This is a genomic window from Rhodanobacter soli, assembly GCF_040548735.1.
Taxonomy (GTDB): Bacteria; Pseudomonadota; Gammaproteobacteria; order Xanthomonadales; family Rhodanobacteraceae; genus Rhodanobacter; species Rhodanobacter soli_A.
Map to the genome: position 1 here is coordinate 32,471 of NZ_JBEPSD010000002.1, position 13,544 is coordinate 46,014.

The 13,544-nt window shown below is 67.0% G+C and carries 16 protein-coding genes and 1 pseudogene; 6 read left to right on the top strand and 11 right to left on the bottom strand.

Annotated elements, in window-relative coordinates; genetic code table 11:
- Positions 1–52: 52 nt before the first annotated feature.
- The 5 genes and pseudogenes from ABIE04_RS10910 to crcB form a co-directional block, all read right to left on the bottom strand.
- Positions 53–265 carry a hypothetical protein gene (locus tag ABIE04_RS10910; RefSeq protein ID WP_354549953.1) on the bottom strand — a complete coding sequence of 71 codons (213 nt, stop codon included), beginning with the start codon at positions 263–265 and terminating at the stop codon, positions 53–55.
- Between the two features lie 180 nt (positions 266–445).
- Positions 446–1,486, bottom strand: a complete 1,041-nt coding sequence (locus ABIE04_RS10915) for a proline iminopeptidase-family hydrolase (protein ID WP_354549955.1) — start codon at positions 1,484–1,486, stop codon at positions 446–448.
- 81 nt (positions 1,487–1,567) lie between these two features.
- Positions 1,568–2,692, bottom strand: a pseudogene (gene cfa, locus ABIE04_RS10920) (cyclopropane fatty acyl phospholipid synthase); the annotation flags it as partial.
- Between the two features lie 24 nt (positions 2,693–2,716).
- Positions 2,717–3,055 carry a DUF190 domain-containing protein gene (locus ABIE04_RS10925; protein ID WP_354549957.1) on the bottom strand — a complete coding sequence of 113 codons (339 nt, stop codon included), beginning with the start codon at positions 3,053–3,055 and terminating at the stop codon, positions 2,717–2,719.
- Between the two features lie 14 nt (positions 3,056–3,069).
- A complete protein-coding gene (crcB, locus tag ABIE04_RS10930; protein ID WP_354549959.1) occupies positions 3,070–3,456 on the bottom strand; it encodes a fluoride efflux transporter CrcB in 387 nt (128 codons plus the stop codon).
- Positions 3,457–3,705: 249 nt separating this feature from the next.
- Here crcB and ABIE04_RS10935 point away from each other — a divergent pair, with 249 nt between their 5' ends.
- Entirely contained in the window at positions 3,706–4,971 is a 1,266-nt protein-coding gene (locus ABIE04_RS10935; RefSeq protein ID WP_354549961.1) for a multidrug effflux MFS transporter, read from the top strand.
- A gap of 18 nt (positions 4,972–4,989) precedes the next feature.
- Here ABIE04_RS10935 and ABIE04_RS10940 read toward each other — a convergent pair whose 3' ends face one another.
- A complete protein-coding gene (locus tag ABIE04_RS10940; protein WP_354549963.1) occupies positions 4,990–6,123 on the bottom strand; it encodes a DUF2235 domain-containing protein in 1,134 nt (377 codons plus the stop codon).
- 132 nt (positions 6,124–6,255) lie between these two features.
- Here ABIE04_RS10940 and ABIE04_RS10945 point away from each other — a divergent pair, with 132 nt between their 5' ends.
- The 3 genes from ABIE04_RS10945 to chaB all read left to right on the top strand — a co-directional run bounded on the left by ABIE04_RS10945 (position 6,256) and on the right by chaB (position 8,006).
- Complete coding sequence (locus ABIE04_RS10945) at positions 6,256–7,089, top strand: isocitrate lyase/PEP mutase family protein (RefSeq protein WP_354549965.1); 834 nt, start codon at positions 6,256–6,258, stop codon at positions 7,087–7,089.
- A complete protein-coding gene (locus tag ABIE04_RS10950; protein ID WP_354549967.1) occupies positions 7,082–7,672 on the top strand; it encodes a DNA-3-methyladenine glycosylase in 591 nt (196 codons plus the stop codon). Before ABIE04_RS10945 ends, ABIE04_RS10950 begins: the two co-directional genes overlap by 8 nt.
- A gap of 106 nt (positions 7,673–7,778) precedes the next feature.
- The gene (chaB, locus tag ABIE04_RS10955) at positions 7,779–8,006 is read left to right on the top strand and encodes a putative cation transport regulator ChaB (RefSeq protein ID WP_354549969.1); all 228 of its coding nucleotides are present in this window, start codon (positions 7,779–7,781) and stop codon (positions 8,004–8,006) included.
- Between the two features lie 13 nt (positions 8,007–8,019).
- On the opposite strand, the gene ABIE04_RS10960 is transcribed toward chaB, so the two are convergent.
- The 5 genes from ABIE04_RS10960 to ABIE04_RS10980 form a co-directional block, all read right to left on the bottom strand.
- Positions 8,020–8,514 carry a hypothetical protein gene (locus ABIE04_RS10960; RefSeq protein ID WP_354549971.1) on the bottom strand — a complete coding sequence of 165 codons (495 nt, stop codon included), beginning with the start codon at positions 8,512–8,514 and terminating at the stop codon, positions 8,020–8,022.
- 93 nt (positions 8,515–8,607) lie between these two features.
- Complete coding sequence (minE, locus tag ABIE04_RS10965; RefSeq protein WP_214556814.1) at positions 8,608–8,904, bottom strand: cell division topological specificity factor MinE; 297 nt, start codon at positions 8,902–8,904, stop codon at positions 8,608–8,610.
- A gap of 5 nt (positions 8,905–8,909) precedes the next feature.
- Positions 8,910–9,725: a septum site-determining protein MinD gene (gene minD, locus ABIE04_RS10970; protein ID WP_354549974.1), complete on the bottom strand. Its 816-nt coding sequence runs from the start codon at positions 9,723–9,725 to the stop codon at positions 8,910–8,912.
- Positions 9,726–9,762: 37 nt separating this feature from the next.
- On the bottom strand, positions 9,763–10,533 hold the full coding sequence (minC, locus tag ABIE04_RS10975) for a septum site-determining protein MinC (RefSeq protein WP_354549976.1): 771 nt from the start codon (positions 10,531–10,533) through the stop codon (positions 9,763–9,765).
- Positions 10,530–11,150, bottom strand: a complete 621-nt coding sequence (locus ABIE04_RS10980; protein WP_354549978.1) for a GNAT family N-acetyltransferase — start codon at positions 11,148–11,150, stop codon at positions 10,530–10,532. The genes minC and ABIE04_RS10980 overlap by 4 nt, the downstream gene beginning before the upstream one ends.
- A gap of 197 nt (positions 11,151–11,347) precedes the next feature.
- Here ABIE04_RS10980 and ABIE04_RS10985 point away from each other — a divergent pair, with 197 nt between their 5' ends.
- Together ABIE04_RS10985 and ABIE04_RS10990 are read left to right on the top strand one after the other, a co-directional pair.
- Positions 11,348–12,571 carry a sensor histidine kinase gene (locus tag ABIE04_RS10985; RefSeq protein WP_354549980.1) on the top strand — a complete coding sequence of 408 codons (1,224 nt, stop codon included), beginning with the start codon at positions 11,348–11,350 and terminating at the stop codon, positions 12,569–12,571.
- Between the two features lie 106 nt (positions 12,572–12,677).
- Positions 12,678–13,319, top strand: a complete 642-nt coding sequence (locus tag ABIE04_RS10990; protein WP_354549983.1) for a response regulator — start codon at positions 12,678–12,680, stop codon at positions 13,317–13,319.
- The last annotated feature ends 225 nt before the right edge of the window (positions 13,320–13,544 follow it).

Below are 13,544 nucleotides of genomic sequence, written 5' to 3' on the forward strand. Positions count from 1 at the left end.
CGTATAACGCTGGAGTTAAGCGGCGGCGCAGCCGTCCGCCTTGAACGAGTGGTTAGGCTGCATTGGCCGGTGAGCCGCCTGCGCCGCTCTTCTTGATGCGCTTGACGTTGCGCAAGAAAAAATAAACACCGATGCCGCAGATCAGGATCTTCACGATCAAAGGCACCGTGAAGCCGTTCGCCTGGAAGGACAAGAACGACTCAAGTGCATAGAACAGAGCGACCACAACGCCTACGATGGAGAAGAGAAGTGCTTTGATGTTCACGATGTTTCCCCTGTGCAGCCTAACGCTAAGTAGATTGCAAAACGCAGTGTAATCCCTGCAGCCCATTCCGTGTCTGCGGAGCTTGTTTTTCAGGCCGGGGCTTTTCAATCAATGGTTTGGCCTGCGACGCGCAGCCTAACCTTGCCGCTTAATCCTGCAGTGTTTCAGCTTCTGTTGACGTTACTTTGCCTCAACGTGCTGCAGAAACCGAATCAATCCGTCGAAGTAAATCTGCTGATCGTCATACATCGCCATATGGCTCCCCTTCGGACAAAGCAAAAACTGCCCATGCGGCAGTTTCTTCGCCATGCCGGCCATGTACTTCGGGTCCATCGTGTCGTATTGCGCGCCGATCACCAGGGTGGGCACGGTGATGCGGTGCAGATCCTTGCTGCGGTCCCAGTTCAGCAGGCGGCCGCTGGCGCCCAGTTCGCTGGGGCCTTGCATCAGGGTGTAGATATCCCCGTTGATATGGCTGAACGAGCGGATCACCGGTTCGGGCCATTGTGCATGCGGCATGCGCAGCACGTGCTGCTCGTAGTGCATCGGGGTGAGGATCTGCATGTAGCGCGGGTCGTCGGTGCGGTGTTCGGCTTCCAGCTTCTTCACTTCGGCGAGCTGTTTCTGATCCATTGCCGGCATCAGCACCTTGTGCGCGTAGGCGTTGTAGGCGGGAATCGAGTCGACCATGTTGGAGATCACCAGGCACTTCAGGTGCTGCTGGTATTTCAGCGCGTATTCGATGGCGAGCACGCCGCCCCAGGAGTGACCGAGCAGGCAGAAGTTGTCCTTGTCCAGGTGCAGTGCCTGGCGCACTTGTTCCACTTCGTCGACGTAGCGGTCGATGGTCCACAGCGACGGATCTTTTGGCTGGTCGCTGTAGGCCGAGCCGAGCTGGTCGTAGTAGTAGTACTCGATGCCGGCACCAGGGAAGTAGCTGTCGAACGCCTCGAAGTATTCATGGGTGGCGCCGGGGCCGCCGTGCAGCAGCAACACCTTCAGCTTCGGGTTGTTGCCCACGCGCTTGGTCCAGACGCGGAACGTGCCCCTGGGCGTGGTGATCGGGATCATCTTCACGCCGCCGGCCAGCACGTCGTCGCGGCCGCTGTTGTCGAAGTAGCCTGAGCCGGGCGCGATGGTGGTGGGCGTGGTGGCGCCGGCCATGTCGGCGGTGGCGAGCAGGGCCAGGCCGGCCAGCAAGGTGGCGATGCGACGTTTCATCGGTATTCCCCAGGTGCAAGGTCGGACCGAACTATGCGGCGCGGTCGCGCTGCCGGCAACCAGCGGGCAGCGCGCGTGGTTTCAGCGTGGCACGCGGTAGCCGCCGGGCACGCCGTGCGGGCTCAGGGTGATCTGCCACAGCTGGTCGCGGCGGCTGCGGAACACCGCGGCGGAGACGGCGAGGTAGTAGCGCCACATGCGCCGGAAGCGTTCGTCGTAGCTTGCCGGCAGGCTGGGCCACGCGGCTTCGACGTTGGCGCGCCAGGCGGTCAGCGTGCGGTCGTAGTCGGCGCCGAAGTTGTGCCAGTCCTCGACCACGAACAGGTCTTCCAGCGCCACCGTGATCTGGCTGGCGGCAGGGATCATCGAGTTCGGGAAAATGTACTTCTCGATCCACGGGTCGGTCTGCGCCGGTGCGCTGTTGCTGCCGATGCAATGCAGCAGCGAGAGGCCGTCGTCCTTCAGGCAGCGCCGCACGGTTTCGAAATAGGCGCGGTAGTTCTTGCCGCCGACGTGCTCGAACATGCCCAGCGAATACACCGCGTCGAAATGATCCTCGACGTCGTGGTAGTCCTGCAGGCGGATCTCGACCGGCAGCCCGGCGCACAGTTCGCGCGCGTACTCGGCCTGCTCCTGCGACACGGTGATGCCGACGCCCTCGACGCCGTAGTGTTCGGCGGCGTACTTCAGCGCCTCGCCCCAGCCGCAGCCGATGTCGAGCACGCGCTGGCCGGTCTTCAGCTGCAGCTTGCGGCAGACCAGGTCGAGCTTGGCCGCTTGCGCGTCGTCGAGGTTGTCGGCCTTCGCCCAGTAGCCGCAGGAATACACCATGCGTTTGCCCAGCATGGCGTGGAACAGGTCGTTGCCGAGGTCGTAATGGGCCTTGCCGATCTCGAACGCGCGCTCGCCGCGCTGCAGGTTGATGAAGCGCGCCTTGAGGTGGGCGAGCAGGGTGTCGAGCGTCTTCAGTTCCTGGTCCAGCCCGGCGGTGAGCAGGCGGGTGCACAGGCCGGGCAGATCGTCGGCGTCCCACCAGCCGTCCATGTAGGCTTCGCCCAGGCCCAGCGAGCCGTGCGCGAACACGCGCGCGTACAGGCGCTCGTCGTGCACGCGCAGGTCGATCGGCGCATCGCCATCGATACGGATGCCGGCCTGCTCGAGCAATTGGCTGGCGCGATTCTTCAGGTCGTCCTGGCTCATGCGTCCCTCGCGATGCGCGGTTCGTGATGATCAATGCTTGCCGAGTAGCGCAAAGCTTGCCGGGGAACGCGCATACGTCGCGTCGACGCCGGCGCTGCGCACCAGTTGCAGCAGCAGCTCGGCCTGTTCCTCGCGCAGCAGGAATTCGATCTTCACCGGCAGGTCGTCGGCGAGCTCGAAGAACTGCTCCTCGTGCAGCACGCCGTGCCGGCCGAAGCCGGCGATCGCGCGGAACACCGAACCGCCGCCCAGGCCATGCGCCTTGGCCTGCTCCAGCAACCACTCGGACAGCAGCACGCCGTCGTGCTTGGCGCGCGAGTGGCAGTAGAAATACAGGTGCACGCCGTGTTGCAGGTTTTCCTGGTTCATGCGCTGCTCCCGGTTCAGTGGCGCAAGAGGCTGCGGGTGAGGGCGATGCCGAGCACGGTCATCGCCAGCGAGCCGATCACGTGCACGGCCACGTGGCCGCTGAACCACAGGTATTGCTGGCGCAGCAGCAGGGTGGCCGATTCGGCCGAGAAGGTGGAGAACGTGGTCAGCCCGCCGAGGAAGCCGGTGAACACGAACAGCCGCAGCGCCGGCGACAGTGTCTGGAAGTGGTCGAACAGGCCCATCACGCAACCCATCAGCAGGCCGCCGGCGAGGTTCGCCGCCAGCGTGCCGAGCGGCAGGGTGGGAAAGACGGGGTTGAGCAGCACGCCCAGCCCCCAGCGCAGCCAGCATCCCAGGGCGCCACCGACGCCGATCGCCACAAATCCGTTCCAGCCCACGTGCGTGCCTCCTGACAGTGAAAGTGTCCGGTTGCCGCGGTGGCAGGTACGCCTGCGCCGCCGGAAACCGGGGGTGCAGGCATCATCAACTTCAACGCGGGGTCACGAGAAGCGGTTTGTCCCGGTGTGCTCGAGGGTTCCGGAACGGGAGGCATGCCATCTCCGAGGGGCCATCCTAGTCGATCCGGCGGCCCCGCCGTCAAGCGCCGCCGTCTATACTGCGCGGCCCGTCGACATCCCCACGCCGCCATGAACCCAGCACCTCGCACCGTGCGTCGCAGCCTGCCCTGGCTGCTGGCCGCGCTGTCGATGATCGGCCCGTTCTCGATCGACGCGGTGTTCCCGGCGTTTCCGCTGATCGGCGCGCGCTTCGGAGTGGATGCCGCGGCGCTGCAGCAGCTGGTCAGCGTGTATCTGATCACCTATGCCGCGATGAGCCTGTTCCACGGCGCGATCTCCGACGCGATCGGGCGCAAGCCGGTGATGGTCGCCGGCATGCTGGTCTACGCGCTGGCGTCGGTGGGCGCGGCGACGTCCACCTCGTTCGCGATGCTGCTGGCCTGCCGCGGCTTGCAGGGCGTGTGCGCCGGCGCCGGACTGGTGGTGGGACGCGCGGTGATCCGCGACAGCCTGGAAGGGCCGGCCGCGCAACGGCTGATGTCGCAGGTGATGATGATTTTCGGGGTGGCGCCGGTGATCGCGCCGATGATCGGTGCGCTGCTGCTGCCGCTGGGCGGCTGGCACGGTATCTTCTGGCTGCTGGCCGGGTTCACCTTGCTGCTGGCGCTGGCCTTGCAATTGTTCCTGGACGAAACCCACCCGCCGTCACAGCGCACGCGGTTTGCGCCACGGCCGCTGCTGGCCGGCTACGCTTCCTTCGGCCGCGACCGGCTGTTCTGGCCGCTGCTGGTTTCCAGTTCGGTCAATTTCGCCGGGCTGTTCTTGTACATCGCCTCGGCGCCGCGCATCGTGCGCGAGCTGCTGCAGCTGTCGGCGCAGGGTTTTCCGTGGCTATTCCTGCCGGTGGTGGCCGGCCTGATCGGCGGCGCCTGGCTGTCCGGGCGGATGGCCGAACGGCGCAGTGCGAAGTTCACGGTGAGCCTGGGTTATGCGGTGATGCTGCTGGCGTGTGCGGCGCACCTGCTGCTGGCGCTACTGCTCCCTGCGCCGCGGCTGCCGTGGTCGATGCTGCCGCTGATCCTGCACGGCATCGGGGTGCAGCTGGCATTCCCCACGCTCACGCTGTTGCTGCTGGATCGTTTCCCGCACCATCGCGGCGGGATTTCCTCGGTGCAGGCGTTTGCCAGCCTGCTGTTGTGCAGCTTCGTGGCCGGGGTGATGTCGCCGCTGCTGTCGGCCAGCATGCTGCATCTGGCGCTGGGCGCGTCGGGGCTGACCCTGGCCGGCGTGCTGGGGTGGTGGCGCTATCACCGCGTCACGCGCCAGCCGCTGGATCAGCCGCTGGCCGGCGCCGATACGGCGGCGATGCAGGCGGAGATTGCCGAGCCGCGCTGAAGCGACGGTGGAACCGGGCTATGCCGAGGGGGCTGCCGGGGCACGAACCACGGCATCTGCCGATATGAGCGCGCTGGCGTCGGCCAGTGCCCTGACCAGCGAGGGCGAGCGGTAGCTGGGGTCGTCGAGCCAGCGTTGCCACACCGAGTCGTCGATTTTCTCGTTGACGCCGGTGCCGAGCATGCGATCGAACGGCGGCTTGAACTCCTTGTAGAGGCCGCCCATGAACTCCGCGTACGAATTGCGCGGCATGCCGGTGTTGGCGTCGGCCTCCGGCACCAACAGCGCGTCGCAGGCCAGGCCGGCGGCGATGGCCTTGCGCTGCAGCCACGCCAGCGACAGTTCGGGCAGCGGATCGGGCTGGCGCCCGGCGCCGTCGCAGTCGTTGCCGCCGCCGACGTCGGAATGCGAGCCGATGAACCAGCGCTGCTCGATCTCGATCTGCTCGGCCTTCTTCGAGGTCAGCGTCTCGCCGGGCTTTACCGTGTAAGGATTGCGTGTCCACACCGCGGGCGCGAAGTCGGCGCGGTGCTCGTCCAGCGCCAGCGCCTGGTAGGCGTACTTCACGATCTTGCTGAGTTCGGTGTCGTGGAATCGGTAACGCTTGCGCGCATAAGGAAACCACGAGGCGGTGCCCGGGATGCCGAGCAGGCCGACGGTATCCCACACGCCGATGAAGTGGATGTCGATCGCGATCGAATGGCCGGCGCGGAACGCCACCGCGGCCGCGTCATCGGGCCTGCTCCGGGTGTCGCTGTAAAAGTCGTAGGCGGCGGCAACGTCGGCCCTGGCCACGTCGCCATGGACGTCGCAGCGGAGCAGGCCACACTTGCGGATCATGCCGCCGAGGCTGCGCGCGGCGTAGGCGCCGCGGCTGAAACCGAACAGGTAGAGCAGGTCGCCGGGTTGCCAGGTCTCGCACAGCCAACGGTAACCGTCGATCACGCTGTCGCTCAGGCCGTAGCCGAACGCGCCGCCGAGCAGGTGGGCGAGACCGCGCTTCACACCCACGCCGGGAATGTAGTTGATCCGTTGCAGGTTGCCGTCGGCATCGCGCGGCGCGATCAGCCGGCGCAGTCGCTCCACGTTGGTGTTCGACTCGGGCTTGCTCCAGGTGCCGTCGAACAGCAGTACCAGCCTGCGCTTTGCCATGGTGTCCTCCGGCCCGATGCGTTCGGAATCGCCCGCGGTAATCCTGGGTCCTGGCGATCTGCGGGAGCGGACCAGGGCGGCGTATCCTGTGCGCTTCTACATCGTCAGCGAGCGTGCACGACGAAGATGGACATGCAGGGTCAGATTAACAAGGCACAGGCATTGCGCAAGATGCATGATCGCAGCGCGATCCTGCTGTTGCCGAACGCGTGGGATGCGGGCAGCGCGCGGCTTTTCGCGCAGCGCGGTTTTGCGGCGATCGCCACCACCAGCGCCGGCGTGGCCTGGTCGCTCGGCTACGCCGACGGCGAACAGGCGCCGCTGGCCGAAGTGCTGGCGGCGATCGCGCGGATCACGCGAGTGACCGGACTGCCGGTGACGGCGGATATCGAGACCGGCTATGGCGAGGCACCGGCGGACGTGGCTGCCACCGTGCGTGCGGTGATCGCGGTTGGCGCGGTGGGCATCAATCTGGAAGACGGTCGCCCCGGCCACGGCCCGCTGCGGCCCATCGAGGAAGCCGCTGCACGGATCCGCGCCGCACGCGAGGCGGCGGATGCGGCTGGCGTACCGATCGTGATCAACGCGCGGGTGGACAACTGGATGCAGCACGATGCCGCCGCTCCGGCCGAGCGCCTTGCCGACGCCGTGCAGCGTGCGCAGGCTTATCTGGCGGCCGGTGCGGACTGCATCTATCCCATCGGCCTCGATGACCGCGCCACGCTGGCCGCGTTGGTGCAGGCCATCGACGCACCGGTGAACGTCGCTGCCGGACCGGGCGTGCCCGACCTGGCCGAGTTGGCACGTCTCGGGGTGGCCCGCGTGAGCACGGCTACGCGTCTTGCCACTCTGGCGCTGGCCGCGGTCGACCAGGCGGCAGGCGCCATGCTTGAAAGCGGCCGCTTCGACAGCCTGGCTGCAGGCTTCACCTATGCGGACGTGCAACGGATGTTCGTGCATGCCTGATAGTCCCGTGATGCTGGACCGCGCGTTCTACCGGCGCGATCCGCGCGAGGTCGCCCCCGACCTGCTGAACAAGGTGTTGCTGAGCGCGGACGGCCGCAGCGGCCGCATCGTGGAAACCGAGGCCTACTGCGGGCCGATGGATCCGGCCGCGCACTCCTGGCGCGGCCGCACGGCGCGCAATGCGACGATGTTCGGAGCGCCGGGACTGCTCTATGTGTACTTCACCTATGGCATGCACTGGTGCTGCAACCCGGTGTGCGGCGAGGAGGGCGAAGGCGTCGCGGTGCTGTTGCGCGCGCTGGCGCCGCTGGACGGACTGGCCGCGATGCGCGCGGCGCGAACGGGTTGCCGCAACGATCGCGACTTGTGCCGCGGACCGGCGCGGCTATGCCAGGCACTGGGCATCGGCCGTGCGCAGGATGGCATCGACCTGGTCGGGGGCGCCGGCGGGTTCAGCATCGTCGACGACGGCATGCCGCCGCCTGTCGCGCCCGTGGCGACGACGCGCGTGGGCATCACCCGTGCGGCCGACGAAACCTGGCGCTGGTACGTGCCGAGCGAACCGCACGTCTCGCGCCGCTGAACGGAGCGTCCTGGTTACCGCGGCGGCAACATGAAGTTGACGACGGCTTGATCGCGCAGGGCCCATGGTGGCGGCACGTCATTCCTTCAGTTGCAGGGCCAGAGCCATGCCGTATGCATCCATCAGCGAGCTGCCTGATTCGGTGCGCGACCACGTACCGGAACACGCGCAGCAAATCTACAAGGAGGCGTTCAACAGCGCCTGGGACGAGTACGCCGACAGGGACGAGCGGCGCGGCGACGAATCGCGCGAGGAGGCCGCACACAAGGTGGCCTGGGCGGCGGTGAAGAAGAAGTACCGCAAGGGCGCCGACGGCGACTGGCACGCGAAGTAGCCTTCGCGGAATGTCAGGACGGCAGGCCGCGCGCCTCGAGGAAGGCGCGGGCGTTGTCCGCGTCCTGTTCGAACCACGCGCGGGTGGAACCGAGCCGGAACGTATAGCCCCACGCGTCCATGTCGGTCATCAGGCGCTCGCGTCCCACGCCGGGCAGTTCGTCCGCCAGCACGATCTGCAGGTAGCAGGTGGCGTCTTCCTCCTCGATCGAGTCGGTGGCGTCGGTATGGACGTCTGGACGTCTTTCCGGCGGCAGCACGATCAGGTGGCCGGCTTCGTGCAGCAGCGAATGCACCGGGGTGTCGTCGCGGGCGTAGACGGTGCTGCCGATGATGCCGGCCTCCTCGTCGCCCCAGAAGCTGCCTGGGATCGGTTCGCCCGGCGCCACGCGTTGAAGCTGCAGGCCGAAACGGTCGAGCAGGGCGGCCGGTGCGTCGAATCCGATCTGGCCCACGCGCATCACGGTGCTGGCCGGGTCGCCGGGAAGTGGAAGAGTGTCGGGGTGCATGGGCGTGCGCGATGGGCGCAGGTGACTTCGATGGGGAGGGGAGCCGGGCGACGCGGGTCGGTCGCCCGGCGGTCAGGCAGGAGCGGCAGGGACTCAGCCGGTCTTGGCCTCGCCCTTGGGTTCGCTCTTGGCCGCCTGCTTGCCTTCCGGCAGGGTGACCGAGAGTTCGAGGATTTCGTGGCCGCTGTCGCGCTCGAAGTTGATGTTGATCGCATCGAGATCGACGTGGACGTATTTCTTGATCACTTCGAGCAGTTCGTTGCGCATCATCGGCAGATAGTCCGGTGCGCCGCGGGTGGAGCGCTCCTGCGCCACGATGATGCGCAGGCGCTCGCGCGCCACCGTGGCGGTGGCTTCAGGCTTGCGCTTCAGGAAATCGAGAATACCCATCGTGATCAACCTCCGAACACGCGCTGGAGAAAGCCCTTCTTGGGCACGTCGATGAAGCGCAACGGGCGCTCTTCGCCGAGGATGCGGGCCACGGTGTCGCTGTATGCCTGGCCGGCATGTGACGTGGCATCGACGATCACCGGGATGCCGTTGTTGGAGGCGGTCAGCACGTTCTCCGATTCGGGGATCACGCCGACCACCTCGATGCCGAGGATCTCCTCGACGTCCTTGACGCTGAGCATTTCGCCGATCGCCACGCGCGCCGGGTTGTAGCGGGTCAGCAGCAGGTGCTGGGTGACGGCGCCTTCGCCGCGTTCGGCGCGCCGGGTCTTGCTGGCGAGCAGGCCGAGGATGCGGTCGGAATCGCGCACCGAGGACACTTCCGGGTTGACCACCACGACCGCGTGGTCGGCGAAGTACATCGCCAGATGCGCGCCTTTCTCGATGCCGGCCGGCGAGTCGCACACGACGTAGTCGAAACCGTCCTCGGACAGGCCGTCGAGTACCTTCTCGACGCCTTCCTGGGTCAGCGCGTCCTTGTCGCGGGTCTGGCTGGCGGCCAGCACGTACAGGTTGTCGTGGCGCTTGTCCTTGATCAGCGACTGCTTCAGCGTGGCTTCGCCGTGCACGACGTTGACGAAGTCGTACACCACCCGGCGTTCGCAGCCCATGATCAGGTCGAGATTGCGCAGGCCGACGTCGAAGTCGATGACGGCGGTTTTCTTGCCGGCCATGGCCAGGCCGGTGGCGAGGGAGGCGCTGGTCGTCGTCTTGCCGACGCCGCCTTTGCCGGAGGTGACAACGATAATCTCAGCAGTCAAGGGCCCATCTCCGCATGTTTGTTTTTGTTGTAGGTGGTTACAGCTTGGCGATCAACAGCTTGTCGCCTTCGAGCCAGCATTGCACGGACTGGCCCTCGAGGTCGTCAGGAATCTGTTCGAACACGCGATATTGCCCGGCGATCGCCACCAGCTCGGCACGGAAGTCGGACACGAAGATGCGCGCCTTGCCGTCGCCCTGCGCACCGGCCATGGCGCGGCCGCGCAGGCCGCCGTAAATGTGGATGTTGCCGTCGGCGATCACCTCGGCGCCGTTGGCGACGGCGCCGGTGACGATGAGGTCACGCTCGCGTGCGTAGATCTGCTGGCCCGAGCGCACCGAACCGGCATGGTGCTGCGCGCCCTGCATGCTGCCGGGCGGCGGCGCGGACAGGATCGGTTCGCGCTGCACCGCCGGGGCGGGCTCGGCGCGCGTGGCCGGTTCGGCGGCGGGAGCGCTGCCCTGGGCCGGCTCGTAGGCGGCGCGGAACTTGGCGATCAGCGGCAGGCCCATGCGCTTGGCCAGCGCCTCGGTTTCGCTGGTGCCGTAGGCCAGGCCCACCGGCAGCATGCCGGCGCTGCGCACCGCTTCGAGCAAGGCATCGACGGCGCCGTCGTCGGGCAGGTTGAGCAGGTGGCTCAGGTCCAGCACCACGGCGGCGCGGGCAAACATCTGCGGCGCGGCGCGCACGCGGCGTTCGAGTTCGTCGCACAGCGCGGCGGCGTCGACCCGGCGCACGCGCACGCAGGCAATGCCGACCTGGCCGAAGCGCAGATCGCAGGCATCGGTGGTATCCATTTTTGCATTCATGGGCGCCGCTCTCCGGCGAGGCGGCGCGGGGTGGAATCGTGCAGGGCAGGGCGTTCGCGTTCGGCCAGCCACGGTACGTCGGGCAGGCCGCCGTGTTCGAGCCAGGTGTCGCGCACATAGGCGTAGCTGGGCAGGTCGCGGGCCAGCAGGCTGACCTGCGGGCCGTGCTCGCCCATGCGCTGCTGGCCCACTTCCTGGAAGCCGTAGGTGCCGTGGAAGAGCACCACCACGTCGTCGCGCGGCTCCAGGAACACCTCGCAGGTGAGCAGCGGAACGCGCACCTCGGCGTAGCTGTGCACGTCGCAGTAGAAGATGCGGCCCAGGCCGTGGCGGCGGTAGGCGTTCGCGATCACGATGCGGTCGATGTAGACGAACTGCGGGTAGTGTTCGGCAAACCAGCGGTAGTTCGGGCTGGCGTAGTCGCTGCCTTCGCGCAGCGCGATCAGGAACCCGGCCAGGTGACCGTCGATTTCGGCCACGCGGAAATACTCGGCGTGCTCGTGGAAGTAGCGCAACTGGGCTGTATCGAGGGCGAGGATGGAGCGACCGGCGGCGTTGTTGAGCGCCAGTACGGCATCCAGGTCGTGCTCGCGCACGTCGCGGATGGCAAGGGCCATTCGTTGCTCCGCAATGATGGAATCGGGGACGAGGTCGGGCAGCAGCCTCGCGCAATGGCCCATTATGACATGCGGCCGTGGCCCTTACATCTCGCAAGGGCACATGTAAAAGCTTCGTAAAGCGGCGGCCGGGAGGCGCCCCCGGCCATGACTTCTCGCGCATTGCGCGAAACCCCCGCACGTCCAATGATGCAGGGATGCGCTGGCCCTTCTTCAACCATATCCGCCTGCTCCGCTATGCGGGCTTCTTCACTTACCTGTCGGCCGGCACGCCGCTGGTGACGAACTGGGCTGCCGAGCGTCTCGACCAGCTGCACCGTCCGAATTTCTCGCTGCTGCTGTGGACCCTGTGCTACCTGATCTTCGGCCTGATGTACTGGCTGCTGACCAGCAACCTCGGCTCGCGCCGCTATCCTGTGCTGAAGCTGCTGGGGCTGGCCTTGATGACGGCGGCGGCGGTGGCGGTGGGCTGGTACAGCCACAGCGGCCTGTCGGCGATGCTGATGGTGGTCGCCTCGCTGGTGCTGCCGTGGCTGCTGCCGTTCTGGCTCGCCGCGTTCTGGCTGGTGCTGCAGCATCTGAGCCTGGTGGCGGTCTTCGCGGGCTGGCCCGAATACGATCACAGCATCGCGGTGGGCTTCATCCAGGCCAGCATCTACCTGGGCATCTCGGTACTGGTGTTCGTGACCTCGACGGTGGCCAGCCAGCAGGCCGAACAGCGCGAGGTGCAGCGCCGGCTGAATTCCGAACTGCGCGCCACCCGCGCCCTGCTGGCCGAGTCCAGCCGGATCGCCGAGCGCATGCGCATCGCGCGCGACCTGCATGACTTGATCGGCCATCACCTGACCGCGCTGAGCCTGAACCTGGAGGTGGCCAGCCACCTCACCAACGAGTCCGCGGGCGCGCACGTGCGCAAGGCGCAGAGCACGGCCAAGCTGCTGCTGGCCGATGTGCGCGAGGTGGTCAGCGAGCTGCGCCAGGACGACGCGATCGACCTGACCCAGGCGCTGCGCAGCCTCACCGAGGGCGTGCCCGGCCTGAGCGTGCACGTGGTCATGCCGCCGCGCTTCAGCGTGGAGGACCCGCGTCGCGCCCAGGTGCTGCTGCGTTGCGCCCAGGAAATCATCACCAATACCGCCAAGCACGCCGGCGCGCGCAATCTGTGGCTGAACTTCGCCTATGCCGGGGAAAATTTGCTTGGCCTGCACGCGCGCGACGACGGTCGCGGCGCCGAGAACGTCGAGCCGGGCAATGGCCTGTCCGGCATGCGCGAGCGGCTGGCTGAATTCGGCGGCAGCGTGACGCTGGATGCCGGGCTGAGCCAGGGTTTTGCGTTGACCGTGCGGCTGCCGCTGGGCGAGCACACGGCGCTGGCGCACGCGCCGACGCGGTTTGAGCCGCCGGCGCTGAATGTGTCGTAATCTTGGCGGCCCGCGCCGGGGCGCAAAGTGCGCCGATGTTGGCAGCGGCTCCGACCGCCAGCTGTCAGTATCATTTCCTTAAGTCACGTTTGTCCGAGGATCCGCGATGATTTCCGTTTGTCTCGTCGACGACCAGAATCTGGTGCGCCAGGGCGTTCGATCGCTGCTGGACCTGGCTGAAGATATCCGCGTGGTGGCCGAGTGCGCCGACGGCGCCCAGGCGGTGCAGGACATCCCGCGAGTCAAGCCCGACGTGGTGCTGCTGGACCTGCGCATGCCGAACATGAGCGGGCTGGAAGTGCTGCAGGCGTTGTCCGCCCGCAACGAGCTGCCGCCGACCATCATCCTCACCACCTTCGACGACGACCAGTTGGTGCTGCAGGGCCTCAAGGCCGGCGCCCGCGGCTATCTGCTGAAGGACGTCTCGCTGGAGCAACTGGTCGAGGCCGTGCGCACCGTGGCCGGCGGCGGCTCGCTGGTGGCGCCGATGGTCACCCAGCGCCTGATGGCCGGGGTGGCGCGGATGCAGAACAATTTCACCAGCCTGGAGCAGCCCGACCCGCTGACCGAGCGCGAGACCGAGATCCTGCGGCTGCTGTCCGGCGGCTACAGCAACAAGGAGATCGCCAATTCGCTGAAGGTGGCCGAAGGCACGGTGAAGAACCACGTTTCCAACATCCTGTCCAAGCTCGGCGTGCGCGACCGCACCCGCGCCGTGCTGAAAGCGCTGGAAATGGGCATCGTCTGAAACAGGCCGGGCGCTGGCCCGGCGCCGTCGTCACGGGGCCCTGCAGCAGCTCGCTTTTGGCCTTCCGGATGGGGCGACGCCGACGATAGCGTTCCAGCCCGTGAGCAAGTAACATCCGTAGCTTCGGCGTTTGCCGACCCCCTGCCATGGCCCTCGGGATGAACCCTCGGGCGGGCCCGCGCGGACGGCTGGGGCAACACTATCTAGGTATGGCGTAAAGACGCT

What these genes read in the sequence shown, in the direction of transcription:
- ABIE04_RS10915 (WP_354549955.1), bottom strand. Translation starts at nt 1,486, where the DNA reads ATGAAACGTCGCATCGCCACCTTGCTGGCCGGCCTGGCCCTGCTCGCC.
- ABIE04_RS10925 (WP_354549957.1), bottom strand. Translation starts at nt 3,055, where the DNA reads ATGAACCAGGAAAACCTGCAACACGGCGTGCACCTGTATTTCTACTGC.
- ABIE04_RS10935 (WP_354549961.1), top strand. Translation starts at nt 3,706, where the DNA reads ATGAACCCAGCACCTCGCACCGTGCGTCGCAGCCTGCCCTGGCTGCTG.
- ABIE04_RS10940 (WP_354549963.1), bottom strand. Translation starts at nt 6,123, where the DNA reads ATGGCAAAGCGCAGGCTGGTACTGCTGTTCGACGGCACCTGGAGCAAG.
- ABIE04_RS10945 (WP_354549965.1), top strand. Translation starts at nt 6,256, where the DNA reads ATGCAGGGTCAGATTAACAAGGCACAGGCATTGCGCAAGATGCATGAT.
- ABIE04_RS10950 (WP_354549967.1), top strand. Translation starts at nt 7,082, where the DNA reads ATGCCTGATAGTCCCGTGATGCTGGACCGCGCGTTCTACCGGCGCGAT.
- chaB (WP_354549969.1), top strand. Translation starts at nt 7,779, where the DNA reads ATGCCGTATGCATCCATCAGCGAGCTGCCTGATTCGGTGCGCGACCAC.
- ABIE04_RS10960 (WP_354549971.1), bottom strand. Translation starts at nt 8,514, where the DNA reads ATGCACCCCGACACTCTTCCACTTCCCGGCGACCCGGCCAGCACCGTG.
- minE (WP_214556814.1), bottom strand. Translation starts at nt 8,904, where the DNA reads ATGGGTATTCTCGATTTCCTGAAGCGCAAGCCTGAAGCCACCGCCACG.
- minC (WP_354549976.1), bottom strand. Translation starts at nt 10,533, where the DNA reads ATGAATGCAAAAATGGATACCACCGATGCCTGCGATCTGCGCTTCGGC.
- ABIE04_RS10980 (WP_354549978.1), bottom strand. Translation starts at nt 11,150, where the DNA reads ATGGCCCTTGCCATCCGCGACGTGCGCGAGCACGACCTGGATGCCGTA.
- ABIE04_RS10985 (WP_354549980.1), top strand. Translation starts at nt 11,348, where the DNA reads ATGCGCTGGCCCTTCTTCAACCATATCCGCCTGCTCCGCTATGCGGGC.
- ABIE04_RS10990 (WP_354549983.1), top strand. Translation starts at nt 12,678, where the DNA reads ATGATTTCCGTTTGTCTCGTCGACGACCAGAATCTGGTGCGCCAGGGC.